Below are 17,174 nucleotides of genomic sequence, written 5' to 3' on the forward strand. Positions count from 1 at the left end.
ACTGACTACGACGTGCTGGATACCGATATCGCGATCGTGGGGATGAGTGCGCGCGTCCCGGGTGCACGTAACCTCGACGAGTTCTGGAAACTACTTACAGCCGGGCGAGAGGGGATATCCCATTTCTCCGAAGATGAGCTGATACGGGCTGGAACTGCCGAAAGAACCATCCGGACAGCAGGATTCGTACCATCCAACGGAATGATCGGCGGCATCGACCTGTTCGATCACGCCTTCTTCAACATGAGCCGGAGCGAAGCCGAGCTGACGGATCCGCAGCAGCGGATCTTCTTGGAGACTTGCTACAGCGCGATGGAAGCGTCCGGATACATCCCGGAGACATTCCCCGGCCTCATCAGTGTCTATGCCGGTGCGGCCATCAGCACATACTGGGAAAAGCATGTCATTCCCACTATTGATCAGTCGACCACGCCCCGCCTCTTCCAGGTGATGGTCGGCAACGACAAGGACTACCTGGCCACGCGAGTGGCCTACAAGCTGAATCTCAGGGGCCCGGCCTACACCATTCAAACGGCGTGCTCGACATCGCTGGTGGCAATTCATCTGGCATGTCAGGGGATTATAAACGGCGAATGCGATATGGCGATAGCCGGAGGTGTGACCGTCAAGGTGCCGGAGGTGCGCGGCTATCTCTATGACGAGGGGGCCATCCTCTCGGCGGACGGCCATGTCCGAACATTCGATGCCACCGCGACGGGTACGGTCCTCGGTAACGGAAGTTGTGCCGTAGTCCTGCGCCCGCTCTCGGATGCCATCAGGGATCGCGACACGATATATGCGGTGATCAAAGGTTCGGCAACCAATAACGACGGCGCGAACAAGGTGGGATTTGCCGCACCGAGTAGTCGAGGACAGGCAGCGGCGATTATCGAGGCGCATACCGCGGCCGGAGTGACTTCTCGAGAGATCTCCTATGTCGAGGCACACGGCACCGCGACGAGATTGGGCGATCCGGTCGAGATCACCGGCCTCACGGCTGCTTTCGGCAGCGAGCCGGACGCGCGTCAGTACTGCGCCATCGGATCGGTCAAGACGAATCTGGGCCACCTCGACGCCGCCGCGGGTGCGGCGGGCCTGATCAAGACGGCCCTGATGTTGCGGCACCGGACGCTGGTGCCGTCGCTGAATTTCGACGTCCGTAATCCCGATATCGAATTCGAGTCGAGCCCGTTCTATGTGAACACCGAAACAAAGCATTGGGATGGGCGGGGAGCCCCACGGCGAGCAGGCGTCAGCGCGTTCGGCATCGGTGGCACGAATGCGCACGTCATCGTGGAGGAGCCGCCGGTGCTACCGGCGGGACGGGCGCGCGAGGAGAAGATCCTGGTGTTGTCCGGACATTCGAAGAAGGCGGTTCTGGCGATAGCCGGCGCGCTGGCAGATCATATATCGAGTAATTCGGATGCATCGCTCGATGACATCGCGTTCACCCTGGCGGTCGGACGATCCCCCAAGACGTACAGAGCGGCGATCTGCGCGGACACGATGGAGACGGCAGCCGCGCGACTGCGCTCGATCGGTGACGACGATATATCCCGGGTCGACTTGGACGTCCCGCCCGCCGGTATCCGGATCGACGCATCCGGCTCGGATGATCGACGAGCCGATCGTGACGATCCCGTGAGCGCGGCGCGGAGACTGGCCGCTCTGGAAGATGAATGCGCTGCGGCCGGTCTGGCGCTGCGGGGGAGAGCCGGACGCGGTTTCACTCGCACCTACGCACTGGCCCGGTGGCTGTCGGAGTGGGGCGTCGAACCAACGATTGGATCGAGTTCGCAATGGGCCGATCTCATGTCCGCGTGCCTGGCCGGAGAGATGTCACTCGGTACGGCAGCAAGGTGCCTGGATAGCGCCGACTCCGGCGCTATCGGCGACAAGTCGGCAGATGTACGCGCGACCGACGAGGATGGCGCTGTCATCAATGCGGGTGATGGTCTCAATGCGATCATCACACGTCTGTGGACGGCGGGTTTGAATGTCGATTGGGAGGAATTCTACGCCGGTCTGTCGTTGCGCCGGGTTCCGTTGCCCGCCTATCCGTTCGAACGGCAGAGATGCTGGTTGGAAGCTTCCGAGCAAGCGATAGGCGTAGCTACCGATACCGCGCGACTCGGGAATCCGCTTCTGGGACATAACGTATCGATGCTGGACGGATTCAGATGTACCTTGGCGCCGCAGCCGGCAGGAGGCATCTTCGTCGATCATTCGGTGGGTGGTCATCCGGTGGTGCCGGCGACGGCGCAGATCGAAATCGTGCTGGCGGCCGCGCGCCATGCGGTCACCGAAGCGCCGATTGCCCTCGAGAATATCTCTCTTCGCCATCTGATGAGAGCGTTCGATTATGACGAGACGTTTCAGGTCAGGATCGAGAGATACGGCCGCGGCGTATCATTCGAGATAATCGGCAGAGTGCCAGAGGGCGGTACCGAGCAGAGCTTTTCCAGCGGCGATATCGTCGACTGGGCGCCGCCGTCCGACCCGCCGCGAATTGATATGGGAACGACGCGCAGCCCGCTCGACGTCGTCGACTCCTCTTCGGTCTACGAATGGTTCGCCGATTATGGTGTGAACTGCGGACCCGACTTCCGCACGGTGACGAGGATCGAGTTCTTCGACGGGTATGCATTCGCTGATCTCGAACTGCCGACATCGAGTCGGGCACAATCCGATCCGTATCTGGTGAACCCGGTGGTTCTGGACGGTGCCGCACAAACGGCGGCCGCATTTCAGGTGTGGTCCAGAGGCACTGCCGGGTCGGGATCGGGCTATCTTCCGGTGGCTGTCGCGCGCATCGAGGTGTACGGACCGGTGCCCGAGAAATGTCGCGCTCGTGTCCGTGCGGTGGCGGACGGCGCCGACTCGGGCATATCGACGGTCGACATCGATGTGGTGGATGACGACGGCTATGTGATGTGTCGCATGGTCGGCGTGGCCCTGAAGGAAGTTCGGCTCGCTGGGGTATCGCCTGTTCGGGATATCCCACGGTTGTACAACCGGCAATGGGTCGCCGCACCGCTCGGCGGGCCCGCGTCCTCTCCCGACTACATCGCGGTGATCTCTCGGATCCCCGATCTCGTTCAGGTGGCAGCCGACATGATCGAATCCCGGTTCTCGGCCCTCGCGGTCGATGCCGCTTCGCCTGCTGCTCCGGTCATCCGATGCGTCACTCCCGCCGACATTTCGACGGTCCTCGCCGAACTCGAGGCGCGGGCCCATCAATCGGTGGCCATCGTCATGGATCTCGGAATCGAGGATACGGACAGCGGCGGCGAGATGACCGTTGCCCGTGCGGTATTCGATCTGATGAAGGGGCTGTCGGCGTCCGGGCGAGCCGATATTCGCATTGTTGTGGGACTCGGCAACGAATCGAATCGGTACCGGGGAGCGGTCGCGGGTCTGCTTCGATGCGCCTGCCTGGAGAACGCACACCTGATCTGTTCGGTTGTCACGCATGACGACTCCGGTCGCCTGGGCTCCCTGATCGATGAGGCGCTGAGGGGAGACAGCCTCGAAGTGATCTACGAAGGCGACGATCGCCTGGTCCCCGAGTTCGGTCTCCTGACGCCCCCGGTGCGATCGGAGGGTGTGCTGTGGTCCGAAGACCACACCTATGTGATCACCGGGGGCTCCGGGGGTATCGGACGGATCCTGGCGCGAAGCATCTCGGAAGTACCGCGGACCAAGGTCGCGCTCATCGGACGTGCGGATCCCGCACAGATCTCTATCGCTGGTCTGGCGGCCAGAGACGATGCGACGGTCGAATACTTTCAGGCCGATGTCACGAACTATCGCGAATTGCAGGAATCCCTCGAGGCGATCCGCGGCAGATTCGGCCGAATCGACGGCGTCATCCACGGTGCGGGCGTCATTGCGGACGCACTACTGAGTACGAAGTCGTGGACTACATTTCGGCAGGTAGTGGAGCCGAAGGTGGCCGGGCTAAGGAATATGGACGTGTTGACCCGCGACGACCCGCTCGACTTCTTCATAGGAATGTCGTCGCTCGCTTCGATCATCGGATCGCCGGGGCAGTCCGACTATGCGTTCGCGAACGGATATATCGACTCGTTCATGGCGGATCGCGCACAACGAGCCGCAGCGGGACGACGGCGCGGAATGTCGCTGGCGGCCATCTGGCCGATCTGGACCGACGGCGGCATAGTGGCGGGATCTCGGATGACGCAGGCTGCTGCGGCATTCCGATCTCGCACCGGGATAGATGTGATCGGCAATGACAGTGCGCTCCACACACTTCGGCTCGCACTGTCGACATCGCATCCGGCTGTCGTCATAGCCCCGGGGGCCGCGGCGGATCGTATCGAGGCGAGCCTGCGCCGGGCAATGCGGTCCGATCAGAGCGGAGCTCGGCGGCATAAAGACAACGCTGTCGCGGACCATGTGGACTACAGCGCGGACCCGCGCACGGTGATCGAAGCGGAAATCGCTCGTGTATTGGGACAGGCCCGATTCGATCCGGAGCTCGCAGCACGTCGATTCCAGGAGTTGGGAATCGATTCGCTGGGCGCGACCGAAATGCTCGAGCACATTGGAGCCCTGCTGGATATCAGGTTGCCTGTCTCCCTGATCTACGACTACCCGACCACGGAGAAGCTCACCGCCTATGTCGTAGAGCTTCTCGCGGACGATAATTCGCCGGAAATCGAATTGCATCCCTCGAGTTCGAACACGTCGACGGATGACGACATATTGCAGGCATCGGCCCTCGAGGTGATGGACCTGATCGATAAGGAATTCGGCGCGGCGCCGCAGTGACTGGATCCGCCTTAGATTGGATGTTCCCGGATGACTGACAAAGACAAGCTACTGGCGTATTTGAAGAAGGTCACACTGGACCTCCGCCGAATGCAAGAACGAACACGAGCGCTCGAGGCGGCCCAGTCGGAGCCGGTGGCCGTGGTCGGAATGGCGTGTCGTTTCCCCGGGGGTGTGGTGTCCCCGGAGGGTTTGTGGGATGTCGTGGCCGGTGGTGTGGATGTGGTGGGCGCTCTCCCGCGGGACCGCGGCTGGAATGTGGAGGGCCTGTTCGATCCCGAGCCGGGAAAGATCGGGAAGTCCTCCGCGCGTGCGGGCGGATTCTTGACCGATGCCGCCGATTTCGATGCGGGGTTCTTCGGGATCAGTCCGGATGAGGCCTTGTCGATGGATCCGCAGCAGCGGCTGCTGCTGGAGGTGTCGTGGGAAGCGGTGGAGCGGGCCGGTATCGACCCGAAGTCGTTGCACGGCAGCGACACCGGGGTATTCGCCGCCGGATTGATCTGGGATTACCTGCCGCGCATGTCGGAAACTCCGGATAAGGCTGCCGATTATGCGCTGACGGCCAACAACGGGTCGGTCATGTCGGGACGAGTGGCGTATGTCTTGGGGCTGGAGGGCCCGGCGATCACGGTCGATACCGCGTGCTCGTCGTCGTTGGTGGCATTGCATCAGGCGGGGCAGTCGTTGCGGTCGGGGGAATGCGCACTGGCGTTGGTGGGTGGCGTGACGGTGATGGCGACGCCCGGAATGCTGACCGGTTTCTCGCGGCAGCGGGGGCTGGCGGCGGACGGGCGATGCAAATCCTTTGCCGCGGCGGCGGATGGGACGGGGCTCGCCGAGGGCGTGGGTGTGTTGGTGGTGGAGCGGTTATCGGATGCCCGGCGCAACGGCCGTGAGGTATTGGCGGTGGTGCGGGGGTCGGCGGTCAACCAGGACGGTGCGTCCAATGGAATGACCGCACCGAACGGCCCGGCCCAGCGGCGGGTAATCCTGCGGGCGTTGGCCAATGCGCGGGTGGCGGCCGATCAGGTCGATGTGGTGGAGGCGCACGGGACGGGAACCCCACTGGGGGATCCGATCGAGGCACAGGCATTGCTGGCGACCTATGGGCGAGGCCGGCCGCCGGACCGTCCCTTGTGGTTGGGGTCGGTGAAATCGAATATGGGTCACACTCAGGCGGCCTCGGGTGTGGCCGGTGTGATCAAGATGATCGAGGCGATGCGTCGCGGGGTGATGCCCGCGACACTGCACGTGGATTCGCCGTCGCCGCATGTGGATTGGTCCGCCGGAACGGTCGAACTGCTGACCGAGGCCCGCCCCTGGCCCGCGCCGCCGGACCGGCCCCGCCGGGCGGCGGTGTCCTCATTCGGTATCTCGGGCACGAATGCCCACGTGATCCTGGAACAAGCGCCACCGATGGAGTCGGTGGCATCGGTGGAGTCGGTGATTCCGGTGGTCCCGTGGGTGTTATCGGCCAAGTCGGCGGCCGGATTATGTGCTCAGGCAAGGCGATTGGCCGCGTGGGTGGAGGCCGATGCGGACTTGGATCCGGTGGATATCGGGTTTTCCCTGGCGACAACGCGGTCGGTATTCGAGTATCGCGCGGTGGTGGTGGGTGGGAGTCGTGCGGAGTTGTTGACCGGGTTGAAGTCGGTGGCCGAGGGCCGGACCTCGGATCAGGGTGTGGTTACCGGACGTGCGGGTGTGGCGGGTAAGTCGGCATTCGTATTCCCGGGGCAGGACGCGCGGCGATTGGGTATGGGTCGTGAATTGTCGGGAGTGTTCCCGGTATTCACGGCGGCGTTCGACGAGGTCGTGCGGGAGCTGGACAAATGGATGGACGGCTCACTGCGGGAAGCGATCTGGGGTTCAGAGCCGGAGGTGCTGGATCGGCCGGTATTCACGCACGCGAGTCTGTTCGCGTTCGAGGTGGCGCTGTTCCGGTTGCTCGGCAGTTGGTGTGTGCGCCCGGACTATCTGGTCGGGCATTCGATCGGGGAGCTCTCGGCAGCACATGTATCGGGCGTGTTGTCGTTGCCGGACGCGGCGCGGCTGGTGGTCGCTCGCGGTCGTTTGATCCAGGAGTCACCCGAGAGCGGGGTGACGATGGGGCCGATGCTCGAAGAGTTCGGTCGTGTTGCCGCGGAGTTGTCGTTCGGCACACCGACGATTCCGGTGGTGTCCGGCCTCGATGGGCGGTTGGCGGGCGCCGAGATGGGGTCGCCGGAGTATTGGGTGCGGCAGGTTCGTCAGGCGGTGCGGTTCGGTGACAGTGTCCGGACGCTCCTGGCGCAGCGCGTATCGCGGTTTCTCGAGTTGGCGCCGGAATCAACATTGACGGGGCTGATCGCGGAATCGGCGCTCGGAGAGGGTATTTCGATGGTGCCACTGCTGCGTCGATCGGTGCCGGAATCGGTGGCGGTGGTCGGTGCGTTGGGACAGTTGTATGTCAGCGGATCGTCACCGGATTGGGCCGCCTTCTTCGCCGGTTCGGGGCAGCGGGTGTCGTTGCCTACGTACGCATTCCAGCATGAACGGTATTGGCTGGGGACAGCCGAGCATCACGCCGATCAGCTCACCGCACGAATCGATGAGCTCGAGCGAATACTCGGAGCCGACGGAACAACACAGGACCTCCATCTGTCCAGCGTCGCGTCGCGACTACATCAGATCGCTCGCGGGCTCGAGCGCGGATGAGGGAGGGCGCCATGGGCACTACGGAAGCATCACTGCCAAGACTCCGCTGCCATATCATCGGAGATGAGCTGATCGCGGCGGAATGCGCGGAGATATTGATTCGGGAGCAGTTCACGGTGCTCTCCATTGTCACCGAAAGTGCGGAGTTGCGTAGCTGGTGTCATCGAAATGGCATCCAATGCACATCTGCCGGGATCGAGGCGGTGGATGAGTATCTGTCCGGCGACTACGAGTATTTGTTCAGCATCGCGAATCTGCGGATGCTCCCCGGCTCGATACTGAACCGGCCGACCGAATATGCCGTCAACTTTCATGATTCCATACTTCCGAGAAACGCGGGGATCAATGCGCCTTCCTGGGCGCTGATCAATGGCGATAGATTCCTGGGAGCCACCTGGCATATCATGCAACAATCCGCTGACACCGGAGATATTCTCGAACAAGAAGAATTCGAGATCCTGGACGACGATACCGCGCATACCTTGAACATCAAATGCGCCGATGCGGCTGTACGGTCCTTCGATCGGTTGGTGCGATCAATCAGGCATAATCAACTGCGGCGGCGGCCGCAGGATCTTGACTTACGCACCGTGCACCGCTCAGCGGAGTCACCGCCGCGCGGGGGGATAATCGACTGGAACGATTCCGCCCGAACGATCGAGCGGCTGGTTCGAGCCTGCGACTTCGGGGGTCGCCGGAACTCCTTCGGAGTCGCGTACACCATGGTGGACGATGTTCCGGTCATTATCGGTACAGCCAGGTCCTCGACCACTCGATTTACCCGTCGGCCCGGAACGATCTCCAGGAACGGCATCGGCGAAATCATGGTGGCGACCGCCGATTATGACCTCGTGATCGAGGACATCACTACCGAACTGGGGAAGGTGATCGACGGACCGATCGTTGATCGGTGGATTGCCGCGGGGACCATCGCCGATTCCGGCTCCGACGAATTGGCGGAATCCGCACGGTCGGTCATGTCGCGACTGAAGAAATATGAGCGGCACTGGGCCCGACTGCTACACCATCTCCGGCCGCTCGACATACGCCTCCCCGCTCCGGAGCGTCGAGGCGCCTGTCAGCGTTTCGAACAGATACTCGCCGCGCCGGCGGGAGCCGAATTCCCGCTCGGGCAGCTCGTCTTCGCTGCCCTGTGCGTCAATCTCGACCTACTGAGCCTGGGCACCGGCGTGGACGTCACTGTCGCATCCGCGGTCGAGTTCGCTGAAGCCGTTATCGGAACTCGGTCGATCGCGACCCATGTTCCGTTCAGGATCCCGAGTGTCCTCCCGGATGACACGTTGTCGACATACGCTGAAAAGACGATCGCAGCACTCGAATACGATGCGATCCGGGCGTCGTTCTTCCGTGATATCCGATTGCGGCACAGGGCGCTCCCGCATGTCGAGGATACGCGAATCCTCCTCGATGTATTCGGCGGCGGTAAAGAGCCAGATGATATCTCGCCATACGAGATAGCTGTCATATTCGATGCTCCGGCAGCGTGCCTGAGAGTAGTCACCGCCGAGCGTGATGGTAATGAGCTGTTTGGTGCGGAACTTATCGGATTTGTCACGCGAGCCATCGAGAACAGCAGCACGGCACTGACAAATATCCCCCTTATCGCCCGTACACAGAAGGCCATCGATCGGACAGGGTCGCCGGCAGGCGATGTGCCGGTATCGCAGATGATATCCGCGCAGGCACTGAGATCACCTGATTGCCGGGCGGTCAGCTGCGAGAACGATTCCCTGACGTACGCACAGCTCGAAGCTCTGGCGAACCATATCGCGGTAACGCTGGCCGAATATCAGGTCCGCCCGGGGGATCGGGTTGGAGTGTACCTACCGAGATCCGCCACACTGGTGGCGGTTCTGCTGGGAATACTGAAGGCGGGTGCCGAGTACGTTCCCTTCGATCCCACATATCCCCGCTCGCGAATTGCTCATATGGTCAGCGACGCAGGCGTCGCAGTAGTTGTTACTTCACGAGCCTTCGACGATCTTGTCCTCGACGGCGATCATACCGAGCTGCGAATAGAGGATCTCCAGGTCGCTCCCACCGGAATTCATTTCTCCGACCACTCGAATATCGAGGGCGTAGCGTACACAATTTATACGTCGGGCTCGACCGGCACACCGAAAGGTGTATCGGTCGGACACAGATCCCTGATGAACCTTCTTCGGTCGATGCGGGAACGACCCGGACTGACATCATCGGATCGAATGCTCGCCCTCACCACAGTATGTTTCGATATCGCCGCATTGGAACTCTGGCTCCCGTTGACCGTGGGCGCCGAGCTCCGCATCGCAGACGAGACGCAGCGGCAGGATCCGAATGCGCTGCGCGCACTGTTGCATGAGTATCGCCCAACCATTATGCAGGCGACACCGACTACGTGGAAAATGCTGATCGCGTCGGGATGGCCCGGGGATCCCGATCTCACGGCGTTATGCGGTGGCGAAGCGGTCACACCGGAAGTCGCCGAAGAACTGGTTTCCAGGGTGCGGGACTGCTGGAATATGTACGGCCCGACGGAGACGACGATTTGGTCATCGGCCGATCGGCTGGGTCGTGGAATCGCTCCCGTGATCGGCGATGTGATCGACGGGACCACATTCCATATTCTGAACGCACGTCTCTACGACTTGCCCGTAGGTACCGTGGGTGAACTGTATATAGGGGGAACAGGCCTGGCACACGGTTATCTGAATCGACCTTCCCTGACCGCGCTCAGATTCGTAGCCGATCCGAACCGGGTGGGACAACGGATGTATCGGACCGGAGATCTGGTTCGGCGCGTCGACGAATCGCGGTCGCACTACGTATCGAGAACCGACGGTCAGACTAAGCTTCGCGGTCATCGAGTAGAGCTGAATGAGATCGAGAACGCCATATCCGGCCGACGATCCGTACGGGAATGCGCGGTGACCGTTGCCGGGGAAGGTCCGGATGGGGTGCTGGTCGCTTTCATTGCGACCTGTCCGGAATCCGATGTCGACGATTGGAGTGATCTTCGTCGTTATCTTCGAACTACCCTACCGTCATATATGGTTCCCTCGAGGTATATCAGCGTCGATGCGCTTCCCCGGACATTGAATGGAAAGATCGACAGGGCCACTCTCCCGGTGCTGGCCGACCTGCAAAGTCCTTCCGCTCCGAAGGTTCCGTCGGGAATCACGCCGCGCGAGGAGACCATCTGGAGAATTTGGGCGGAAGTGCTGGGAGATGGGCAATTCGGGATCGACGATAATTTCTTCGATGTCGGTGGTACTTCGCTATCGGCCAATCATATCGCGCGTCGCGTGCGTGACAGCGTCGACTCATATTTCAGTCGGGTCGATATATTCCGGTACCCCACCGTATCTCTCATGGCCCGCAATTTCCCTCGCCCAGTGGACAGTGCATCAGATTCCGAGACGACTGGCCGATCGCATAATGTGAAACGACTTCAGGCGAGGCGGAGAAAACCCGCCGAACGTAGGGAGGGATAGAACGTGACTACGATCGAAGCGTGCAGAATATGCAGTCTCCGGAAGGGTCATCCCGGAGTTACGCTGGATGCAAACGGCGTATGCAACTTGTGCCGACTGGATACCATGGGCGATCTACTCGACAACTACAACTACACAAAATCTGTGTTCGACGACTTCCGGAAGTCGGCCCCGGACCGGGATGCCGAGTACGACTGCTTGTTCATGTACAGCGGCGGTAAAGACAGCACCTATATGCTCGACAAGTTCGTGAATGAATACGGCAAGAGAGTGCTGGCCTATACCTTCGATGTTCCGTTCGAAAGCAATCATATATCGGAGAATATCAAACTGGCCAAGGCGAAGATAGCGGCGACCTTCGTGATGGATCACGATGACGCGGGTATAAGGACGGTAGTCAGGGATATCTTCAACAGGCCTGTCGCGGCAGGGTCGGGTAGGTACCTGGACGAGAAGCTACCCTGCGCGTCCTGCCGGAACTTCTTCCTGATACGGGCGATCATCCGCGCTTATGACGATAGTATCCCCTTCATTGCCATGTGCGCCGACCCGCAGCAGATCCTGACGATGGAGTCGAATGTCCGCGAGATAGTCAAAGGATTTCACAAGACGTTCGGCGGCGACCGATGCGAGGAGCTGTTCGGCGATAAGATCGAGGAATTGCTGTTCGCGGACGAAACGCGCCTCCCACGCGTGGTGTTTCCTTTCATAGCATTACGTCATGAATATGACCCGGAAGCGATCGTGCTCGAGCTGAAAGGTAAGGAACTCTATCAATCATCACCGCTCGAGACGCACTGCACACTCTTCCCGCTGCTGAACTATTACTCGTTCAAAAACTGGAATACCATGTTCTACAAGCTCAACGCTTCGAGCTATCTTCGATCGGCCGCGCGGAACTCGACGGTCGATCGATCGACATTCAGTCTCAAGTTTCCGCGATCGGTCGATCTGCTCGGGCTCGAGGATGAATTCCGTGATGTGGTGTTCAAGATTGTGCATCGTGACGGAGACAGGCAGGAGCTGAGATCCGCATTGGTCTCGATCTTTATTCGATTGGAAGCGGGCGAGGCTGCGGCAGAGTTTGTCGCGGATACCTTCATGGATATGCATAAGGTGGCCGCGGATATGGGGATAGAACTAGAATCAGGACTGGATCGATGAACTATCAGCTGGCTGAATCCGATATCGCGATCATTGGAATGGCTGCTCGCTTTCCGGGGGCTCGCAACATCGAGCGTTTCTGGGCTAATCTCGCGTCCGGGTCGGATGCGTTGGAGATTCTTTCACGCGAAGATTTGATACGTGCAGGCGTCCCGCTGTCGATACTGGATGACTCCCGATACGTCCCGGCCGCCCAGCGGGTCGATGGTGTGGAGATGTTCGATGCCGATTTCTTCGGCATCGCGCCGGCGGATGCGGAAATCATGGATCCGCAGCACAGATTGTTCCTGGAGGTTGCGTATGAGGCCTGTGAGAACAGTGGCTATGTTCCGGCGGAATTGGGTCAGCGTGTCGGGGTATATGCCGGCGCGGGGATGAACCACTACTTGCTCACAGAATTAGGCGGTCTCTATCGCAGCGGATCCTCTCTCGATCAGTATCGGATGATGATCGCCAACGAAAGAGACTTCCTTGCGACTCGCGTGTCCTACAAGTTGAATCTGCGTGGCCCGAGTGTGGGAGTCAGCACCGCATGCTCCACATCGGGTGTGGCGGTCCACACCGCCTGCCTTGCGCTATTGGGCGAGGAATGCGATGCGGCGATCGCGGGGGCCGTTCATCTGAGGCTGCCGGCGAATCAGGGCTATACCTATACCGACGGAATGATCTACTCCGTCGACGGTCGCTGCAGGCCATTCGACAAGAATGCCAGCGGAACCGTGATCGGCAGCGGTGTCGGAGTGGTTGTGCTCAAGCGGATGGCGGACGCGGTCCGTGACGGGGACTGGATCAACGCTGTGATCAGAGGCAGCGCGATCAATAACGACGGTGCGGGCAAGGCGGGCTTCACCGCCCCGAGTGTGGCGGGCCAGGTAGGAGTTATCGCCGATGCGCTGGCGGTCGCGGACTGTCCGGCCGCGAGCATCAGCTATGTCGAGGCCCATGGGACCGCCACACCGCTCGGTGACCCGATCGAGTTCGAGGCGTTACGCGAGGCCGTCGGCGCTCGCGGTGCATCGGGGCCCTGCGCGATCGGCTCGGTGAAGTCGAATATCGGACACCTCGATACCGCTGCCGGGATCGCGGGGTTGATCAAGACGGTGCTGATGTTGCAGCACCGCAAGCTCGTACCGAGCCTGTACTTCAGCGAACTGAACAGCGATATCGCCGATCGGGACGGGGCGGAGCTGTTCGTCAACACGGAGTTTCAGGACTGGAAATCCGCGAGCGGTCCGCTCCGCGCCGGTGTCAGTTCCTTCGGCATCGGCGGGACGAATGCGCATCTGATCCTCGAGGAGGCGCCCGCGCGGACCGATCGCGAATCACCGGAGCGGCCCGAGATTGTCGTGATTTCGGCGCGGTCGATGGACTCACTTCGAGAGGTGTCCGGATCGCTTGCGCGACAACTCCGCCGGAGTACCGGCGAACTGGCGGATGTCGCGTACACGCTGGCGGTCGGCCGTCGTCAGCACACCTTCCGCCGGGCGCTGGTGGCCCGAACCGCGCGCGATGCCGCCTTGGCTTTGGCTCTGGAGGACGAGAAGGTACTGCACGTCGGCGTCGTGGACGGAGCAACCGCGCTGCCCGGTGTCCTCGAGCTCGGTTGCGCAGGCTCGGCGCCGAGTTCATATTTCGACGCACTGGAGGGCGCGTTTCCGGCATTCAGTGGTCTGGTCGACGAAGTAGTGCGTCTGCTCTGCTGCGATCGTTCGCGCGGGGAAGTATTCGAGAGCGATGATTCCACCGCATGGTTCATCAAGGAGTATGCCGTAGCCGAACTGTGGCGGCGTCAGGGATTCGGCCGTACCAGTTTACGTGGCGTGGGACCGAGTAGGGTGGTCGCCCTGTCTCTCGCCGGTGTCATCTCACCACTCGACGCGCTGCACAGCATCGCTGGGGATGACTGTGGCCCAGTTGAATTCGGCGAATCGACAGCACGCGTATGGTGTGGCGAAGATTTCGGATGGCTCGAGGAAGGCGTGCGGCCCGCGGGTCCGGACTTCGAAACCTACTTCCGTCGCGGTGCCGCCGACTCGATCAATGATGCCGAGAGCGAAGCCTTTTCGGTCCAGTCCCTTCCGAACGCGATATCCGAAGACCACGAACCGCTCGAATGGATCGCCGAGCAGGCGGCGCGAGCCTGGGTCGCCGGTGTCGAGATCGACTGGCACGCTTTCCATGCCGATCGCGATCTACGTCGGGTCCCATTGCCGCCCACACCTTTCGAATCTCGGCGGCATTGGGTGCGGCCGGACGATGACGAGGCAGGCGCCGTGGGAGCCGCGGTGTTCGCCGCGGCGACCGCGGACGAACAAGTGGGCAGGCTGAAGTCGCTGATCGACACGGAACTCGGCGAGATGGTGAAGGGTGATGTCCGGTCGCGGATCACGCGAGACGAGAATCTCTTCGAAGCGGGCGTCGAGTCGCTGATGCTGATCGAGTTGGTTGCGAGACTGGGGAAGGCGCTCGATCGGGATGTGCCTTCGTCGCTGTTCGTGGAATACCCCACTGTCAACTCGTTCGGCGATCGCCTGGCGGTGATCCTCGGTATCCGCGAGGCTCCCGAACAGTCCGAGATCCCCAGGTCCAGGCGGGCCAGGCGGCGAGCTTCGATGCCGGGACAGTAGTCGGCTCCATGATCAACGAAAAACGTTCCCGGAACCATGGTTCCGGGAACGTTCCCTAGTGCGTGGGTCGCGTGGTGGCCCGGGGGTCGTGCCAGTGGCCGAGATCGAAGAACAGTGTGGTCATGGAGTCCCACATGATCGACCACGGTTGCTTCGGCCCCTTGCATTTCCAGACGGCGACCATGCGGTCGATGCCGGGGATGCCCATCGGATCGTCGAGTTGCGCAACGCGTTCCACCTCGTCGAAATGGGATCGCAGGTCGGCTTCGGCGGTGTCCAAACCGACGTAGATCACCGTGGTTGTCGAATCCGGTGGCGGGCCGAAGAATCCGAAGCCTCGGCTCGGACTGTAGGTGGCCGGCAGGTCGTATTTCCCGCCGAACTGCTCGACCGCACCACCCTGCCAATAGCCTTGGGTAATGATGGCGGAGTGTGCCTTTTCCTCGGGTGTCAGCGTGTCGTAACCGGCGGCGACGGCCGAGATCATGCGCGACCAATTGGTGGTTCCCCAGAACGCCGACCGGATGCCGAGATCGATGGCGTCCACGGTCTGGCTGCGCCAGCTGGGAGGTAAGGGCAGGAGGGTGAGCGTGCCGATGTACGTCACCACCGTGAGCACGACGATCGGAATCATCGCCAGGTTCATCCACCGTTTCCGGGGGTACCGCCACAGGCCGACGGCTCCGATGGCGAACATGGCAGGGAAGAAGCCCGTCGGGTAGTACGGCCGGCCGTGGGTGATGACGACAAACAGGGTCATGAGCAGCAGGGCGACCGCGATGAAGCGATACGGCCGCAGCGCCTCCTGCTTGACTACCGCCCAGAATCCGACCGCGATCAACACTGTGCCCAGGAAGCCCGCGAATCCGAGCCACTGCGGGAAGAATCCCGGCGGACCGTAACCCGTGGCGTCCTGTTCCGCGCCGATGATCGTGCCCATGGCCAGCTGCGGCCAGTTGTGCTGCGACTGCCAGTACAGAATCGGAACCAAGGACAGGACGAGGATGCCGGTCGCCACCCACAGCGCGGGGCGACGCAGGATTTCCCGGGGGCCGCACAGGATGACGGCTATGCCGAGACATGCCCAGACCAGTGGGATCATCCACTTCACCTGCATGTCCAGGGCCGCAACCAGTCCCGCTACGACGATCAGCCAGTCCTGACGAGTACGAACCCAGCGGATCAACAACCAGGTGATCACGGCCGTGAGGGTGGCGTCGAAAGAGAACGTGCTCAACGCGCACTGGGTAACCAGCAGGTAGGACGTGCCATAGCAGCCCGCGGCGAGCAGCTGGACGCGGCGACTGCCCCGGAGTTCGTAGGCGATCAGCGCCGACACCACGATCGCACCCACGCTCATCAGGACGGCCGGGATCCGCAGCGCCGTCACCGATCCCGGTGCGAGCACGTCCGCGATATGGGCGAACAGCGCCACGACGACGCCCTGATCCGCGTAGGTGTAGTTGAGTCGTCGGCCGGCGGAAAGGAAATAGAGCTCGTCACCGAAGAACTCGTAGCGTCCCGCCGTTACCGTCAGGACTATCGCGGAGATCACAGCCATCAGCGCGACGCCACGGAAAGCGAACGATGGGTGGGTATTCGGAAGGCCTTTCGGCTCGGTACGAACCGCAACGACCGCTGTCATGCACTGCCCCTGTTATTTCCGACAGACGCGTTCGACGCCCCACTCCCGCTAGTGGCGTCGCATCTGTTCGCTGGTGAACTGTCCTCCCCGGCAGCGAACTTGATGAGCGCGAGAGCTCGCGGTCCTGCTCGGATTATGCAGTTTTGCATGACATTAATGCCTGTCGTCAGGGTGTGCAAATGACCTGGGCAGTGATAGTCATCCGCTCTGAATAGGCAGCCTTTGTCGGTGCGGCAGCATCGACTTACCTTCTCGTGGTGACCGATTCGATGGCCGATGTCGGAACGCGTAGTGGCACAATGTCACTCGTTCGGGCCAGTGGAAGTGAAGCTTGCACAATGAGGATTCGAACAATGTAACGTGCGTCGCATCGGGCACTACTGCCAGCCTCTGTCGGCACCGTGCGCGACTGCGTGCCTTCGAATTCGGCGACTGTTCCTTCTTTGTTTACTCATGCCGTCATCCCTCGATCAAGATCATCGAGGAACGCTCGAAGCCGAGCGGTGATCCGCCGACAGATCCGATCGGACGAGTATGTGGTATCAGTTGTCATCGAAACGAAAGATCCGCCAATGTAATTGGCAGTAAGGAACACAGGTCGACATGGAAATCATCGGACTCATCCTCAATCTGATCGGACGAGCCGCCACGCTGGCGAGTGCGGGATCCGCCTACATGAACACTCCTCACCACTGACCGGGGTATGCGGCGGGCCCGGTCCCGCGGGCCGCCGCAACCGTGACAGCGCGG

General features: G+C 61.4%; 6 protein-coding genes. 5 read left to right on the plus strand and 1 reads right to left on the minus strand.

Going from position 1 to position 17,174, the window contains the following annotated elements; all coding sequences use genetic code 11:
- Positions 1–12 precede the first annotated feature (12 nt).
- The 5 genes from ACIA76_RS29705 to ACIA76_RS29725 all read left to right on the plus strand — a co-directional run bounded on the left by ACIA76_RS29705 (position 13) and on the right by ACIA76_RS29725 (position 14,779).
- The gene (locus tag ACIA76_RS29705) at positions 13–4,794 is read left to right on the plus strand and encodes an SDR family NAD(P)-dependent oxidoreductase (protein WP_397156590.1); all 4,782 of its coding nucleotides are present in this window, start codon (positions 13–15) and stop codon (positions 4,792–4,794) included.
- A 30-nt stretch (positions 4,795–4,824) separates the two neighbouring features.
- Positions 4,825–7,494: a type I polyketide synthase gene (locus tag ACIA76_RS29710; protein WP_397156394.1), complete on the plus strand. Its 2,670-nt coding sequence runs from the start codon at positions 4,825–4,827 to the stop codon at positions 7,492–7,494.
- Positions 7,495–7,505: 11 nt separating this feature from the next.
- The gene (locus ACIA76_RS29715; protein WP_397156396.1) at positions 7,506–10,988 is read left to right on the plus strand and encodes an amino acid adenylation domain-containing protein; all 3,483 of its coding nucleotides are present in this window, start codon (positions 7,506–7,508) and stop codon (positions 10,986–10,988) included.
- Between the two features lie 105 nt (positions 10,989–11,093).
- Positions 11,094–12,152, plus strand: a complete 1,059-nt coding sequence (locus ACIA76_RS29720) for a hypothetical protein (RefSeq protein WP_397156398.1) — start codon at positions 11,094–11,096, stop codon at positions 12,150–12,152.
- Positions 12,149–14,779, plus strand: a complete 2,631-nt coding sequence (locus ACIA76_RS29725) for a type I polyketide synthase (RefSeq protein WP_397156400.1) — start codon at positions 12,149–12,151, stop codon at positions 14,777–14,779. The genes ACIA76_RS29720 and ACIA76_RS29725 overlap by 4 nt, the downstream gene beginning before the upstream one ends.
- 55 nt (positions 14,780–14,834) lie before the next feature.
- Here ACIA76_RS29725 and ACIA76_RS29730 read toward each other — a convergent pair whose 3' ends face one another.
- Positions 14,835–16,340: an ArnT family glycosyltransferase gene (locus ACIA76_RS29730; RefSeq protein ID WP_397156402.1), complete on the minus strand. Its 1,506-nt coding sequence runs from the start codon at positions 16,338–16,340 to the stop codon at positions 14,835–14,837.
- Positions 16,341–17,174: the final 834 nt, after the last annotated feature.

Origin of the sequence: Nocardia sp. NPDC051570 (assembly GCF_044454005.1) — a bacterium.
Taxonomy (GTDB): domain Bacteria; phylum Actinomycetota; class Actinomycetes; order Mycobacteriales; family Mycobacteriaceae; genus Nocardia.

Bases quoted from the DNA above. Each gene is read 5' to 3' on its own strand.
- ACIA76_RS29710 (WP_397156394.1), top strand. From the start codon at position 4,825: ATGACTGACAAAGACAAGCTACTGGCGTATTTGAAGAAGGTCACACTG.
- ACIA76_RS29715 (WP_397156396.1), top strand. From the start codon at position 7,506: ATGGGCACTACGGAAGCATCACTGCCAAGACTCCGCTGCCATATCATC.
- ACIA76_RS29720 (WP_397156398.1), top strand. From the start codon at position 11,094: ATGGGCGATCTACTCGACAACTACAACTACACAAAATCTGTGTTCGAC.
- ACIA76_RS29725 (WP_397156400.1), top strand. From the start codon at position 12,149: ATGAACTATCAGCTGGCTGAATCCGATATCGCGATCATTGGAATGGCT.
- ACIA76_RS29730 (WP_397156402.1), bottom strand. From the start codon at position 16,340: ATGGCTGTGATCTCCGCGATAGTCCTGACGGTAACGGCGGGACGCTAC.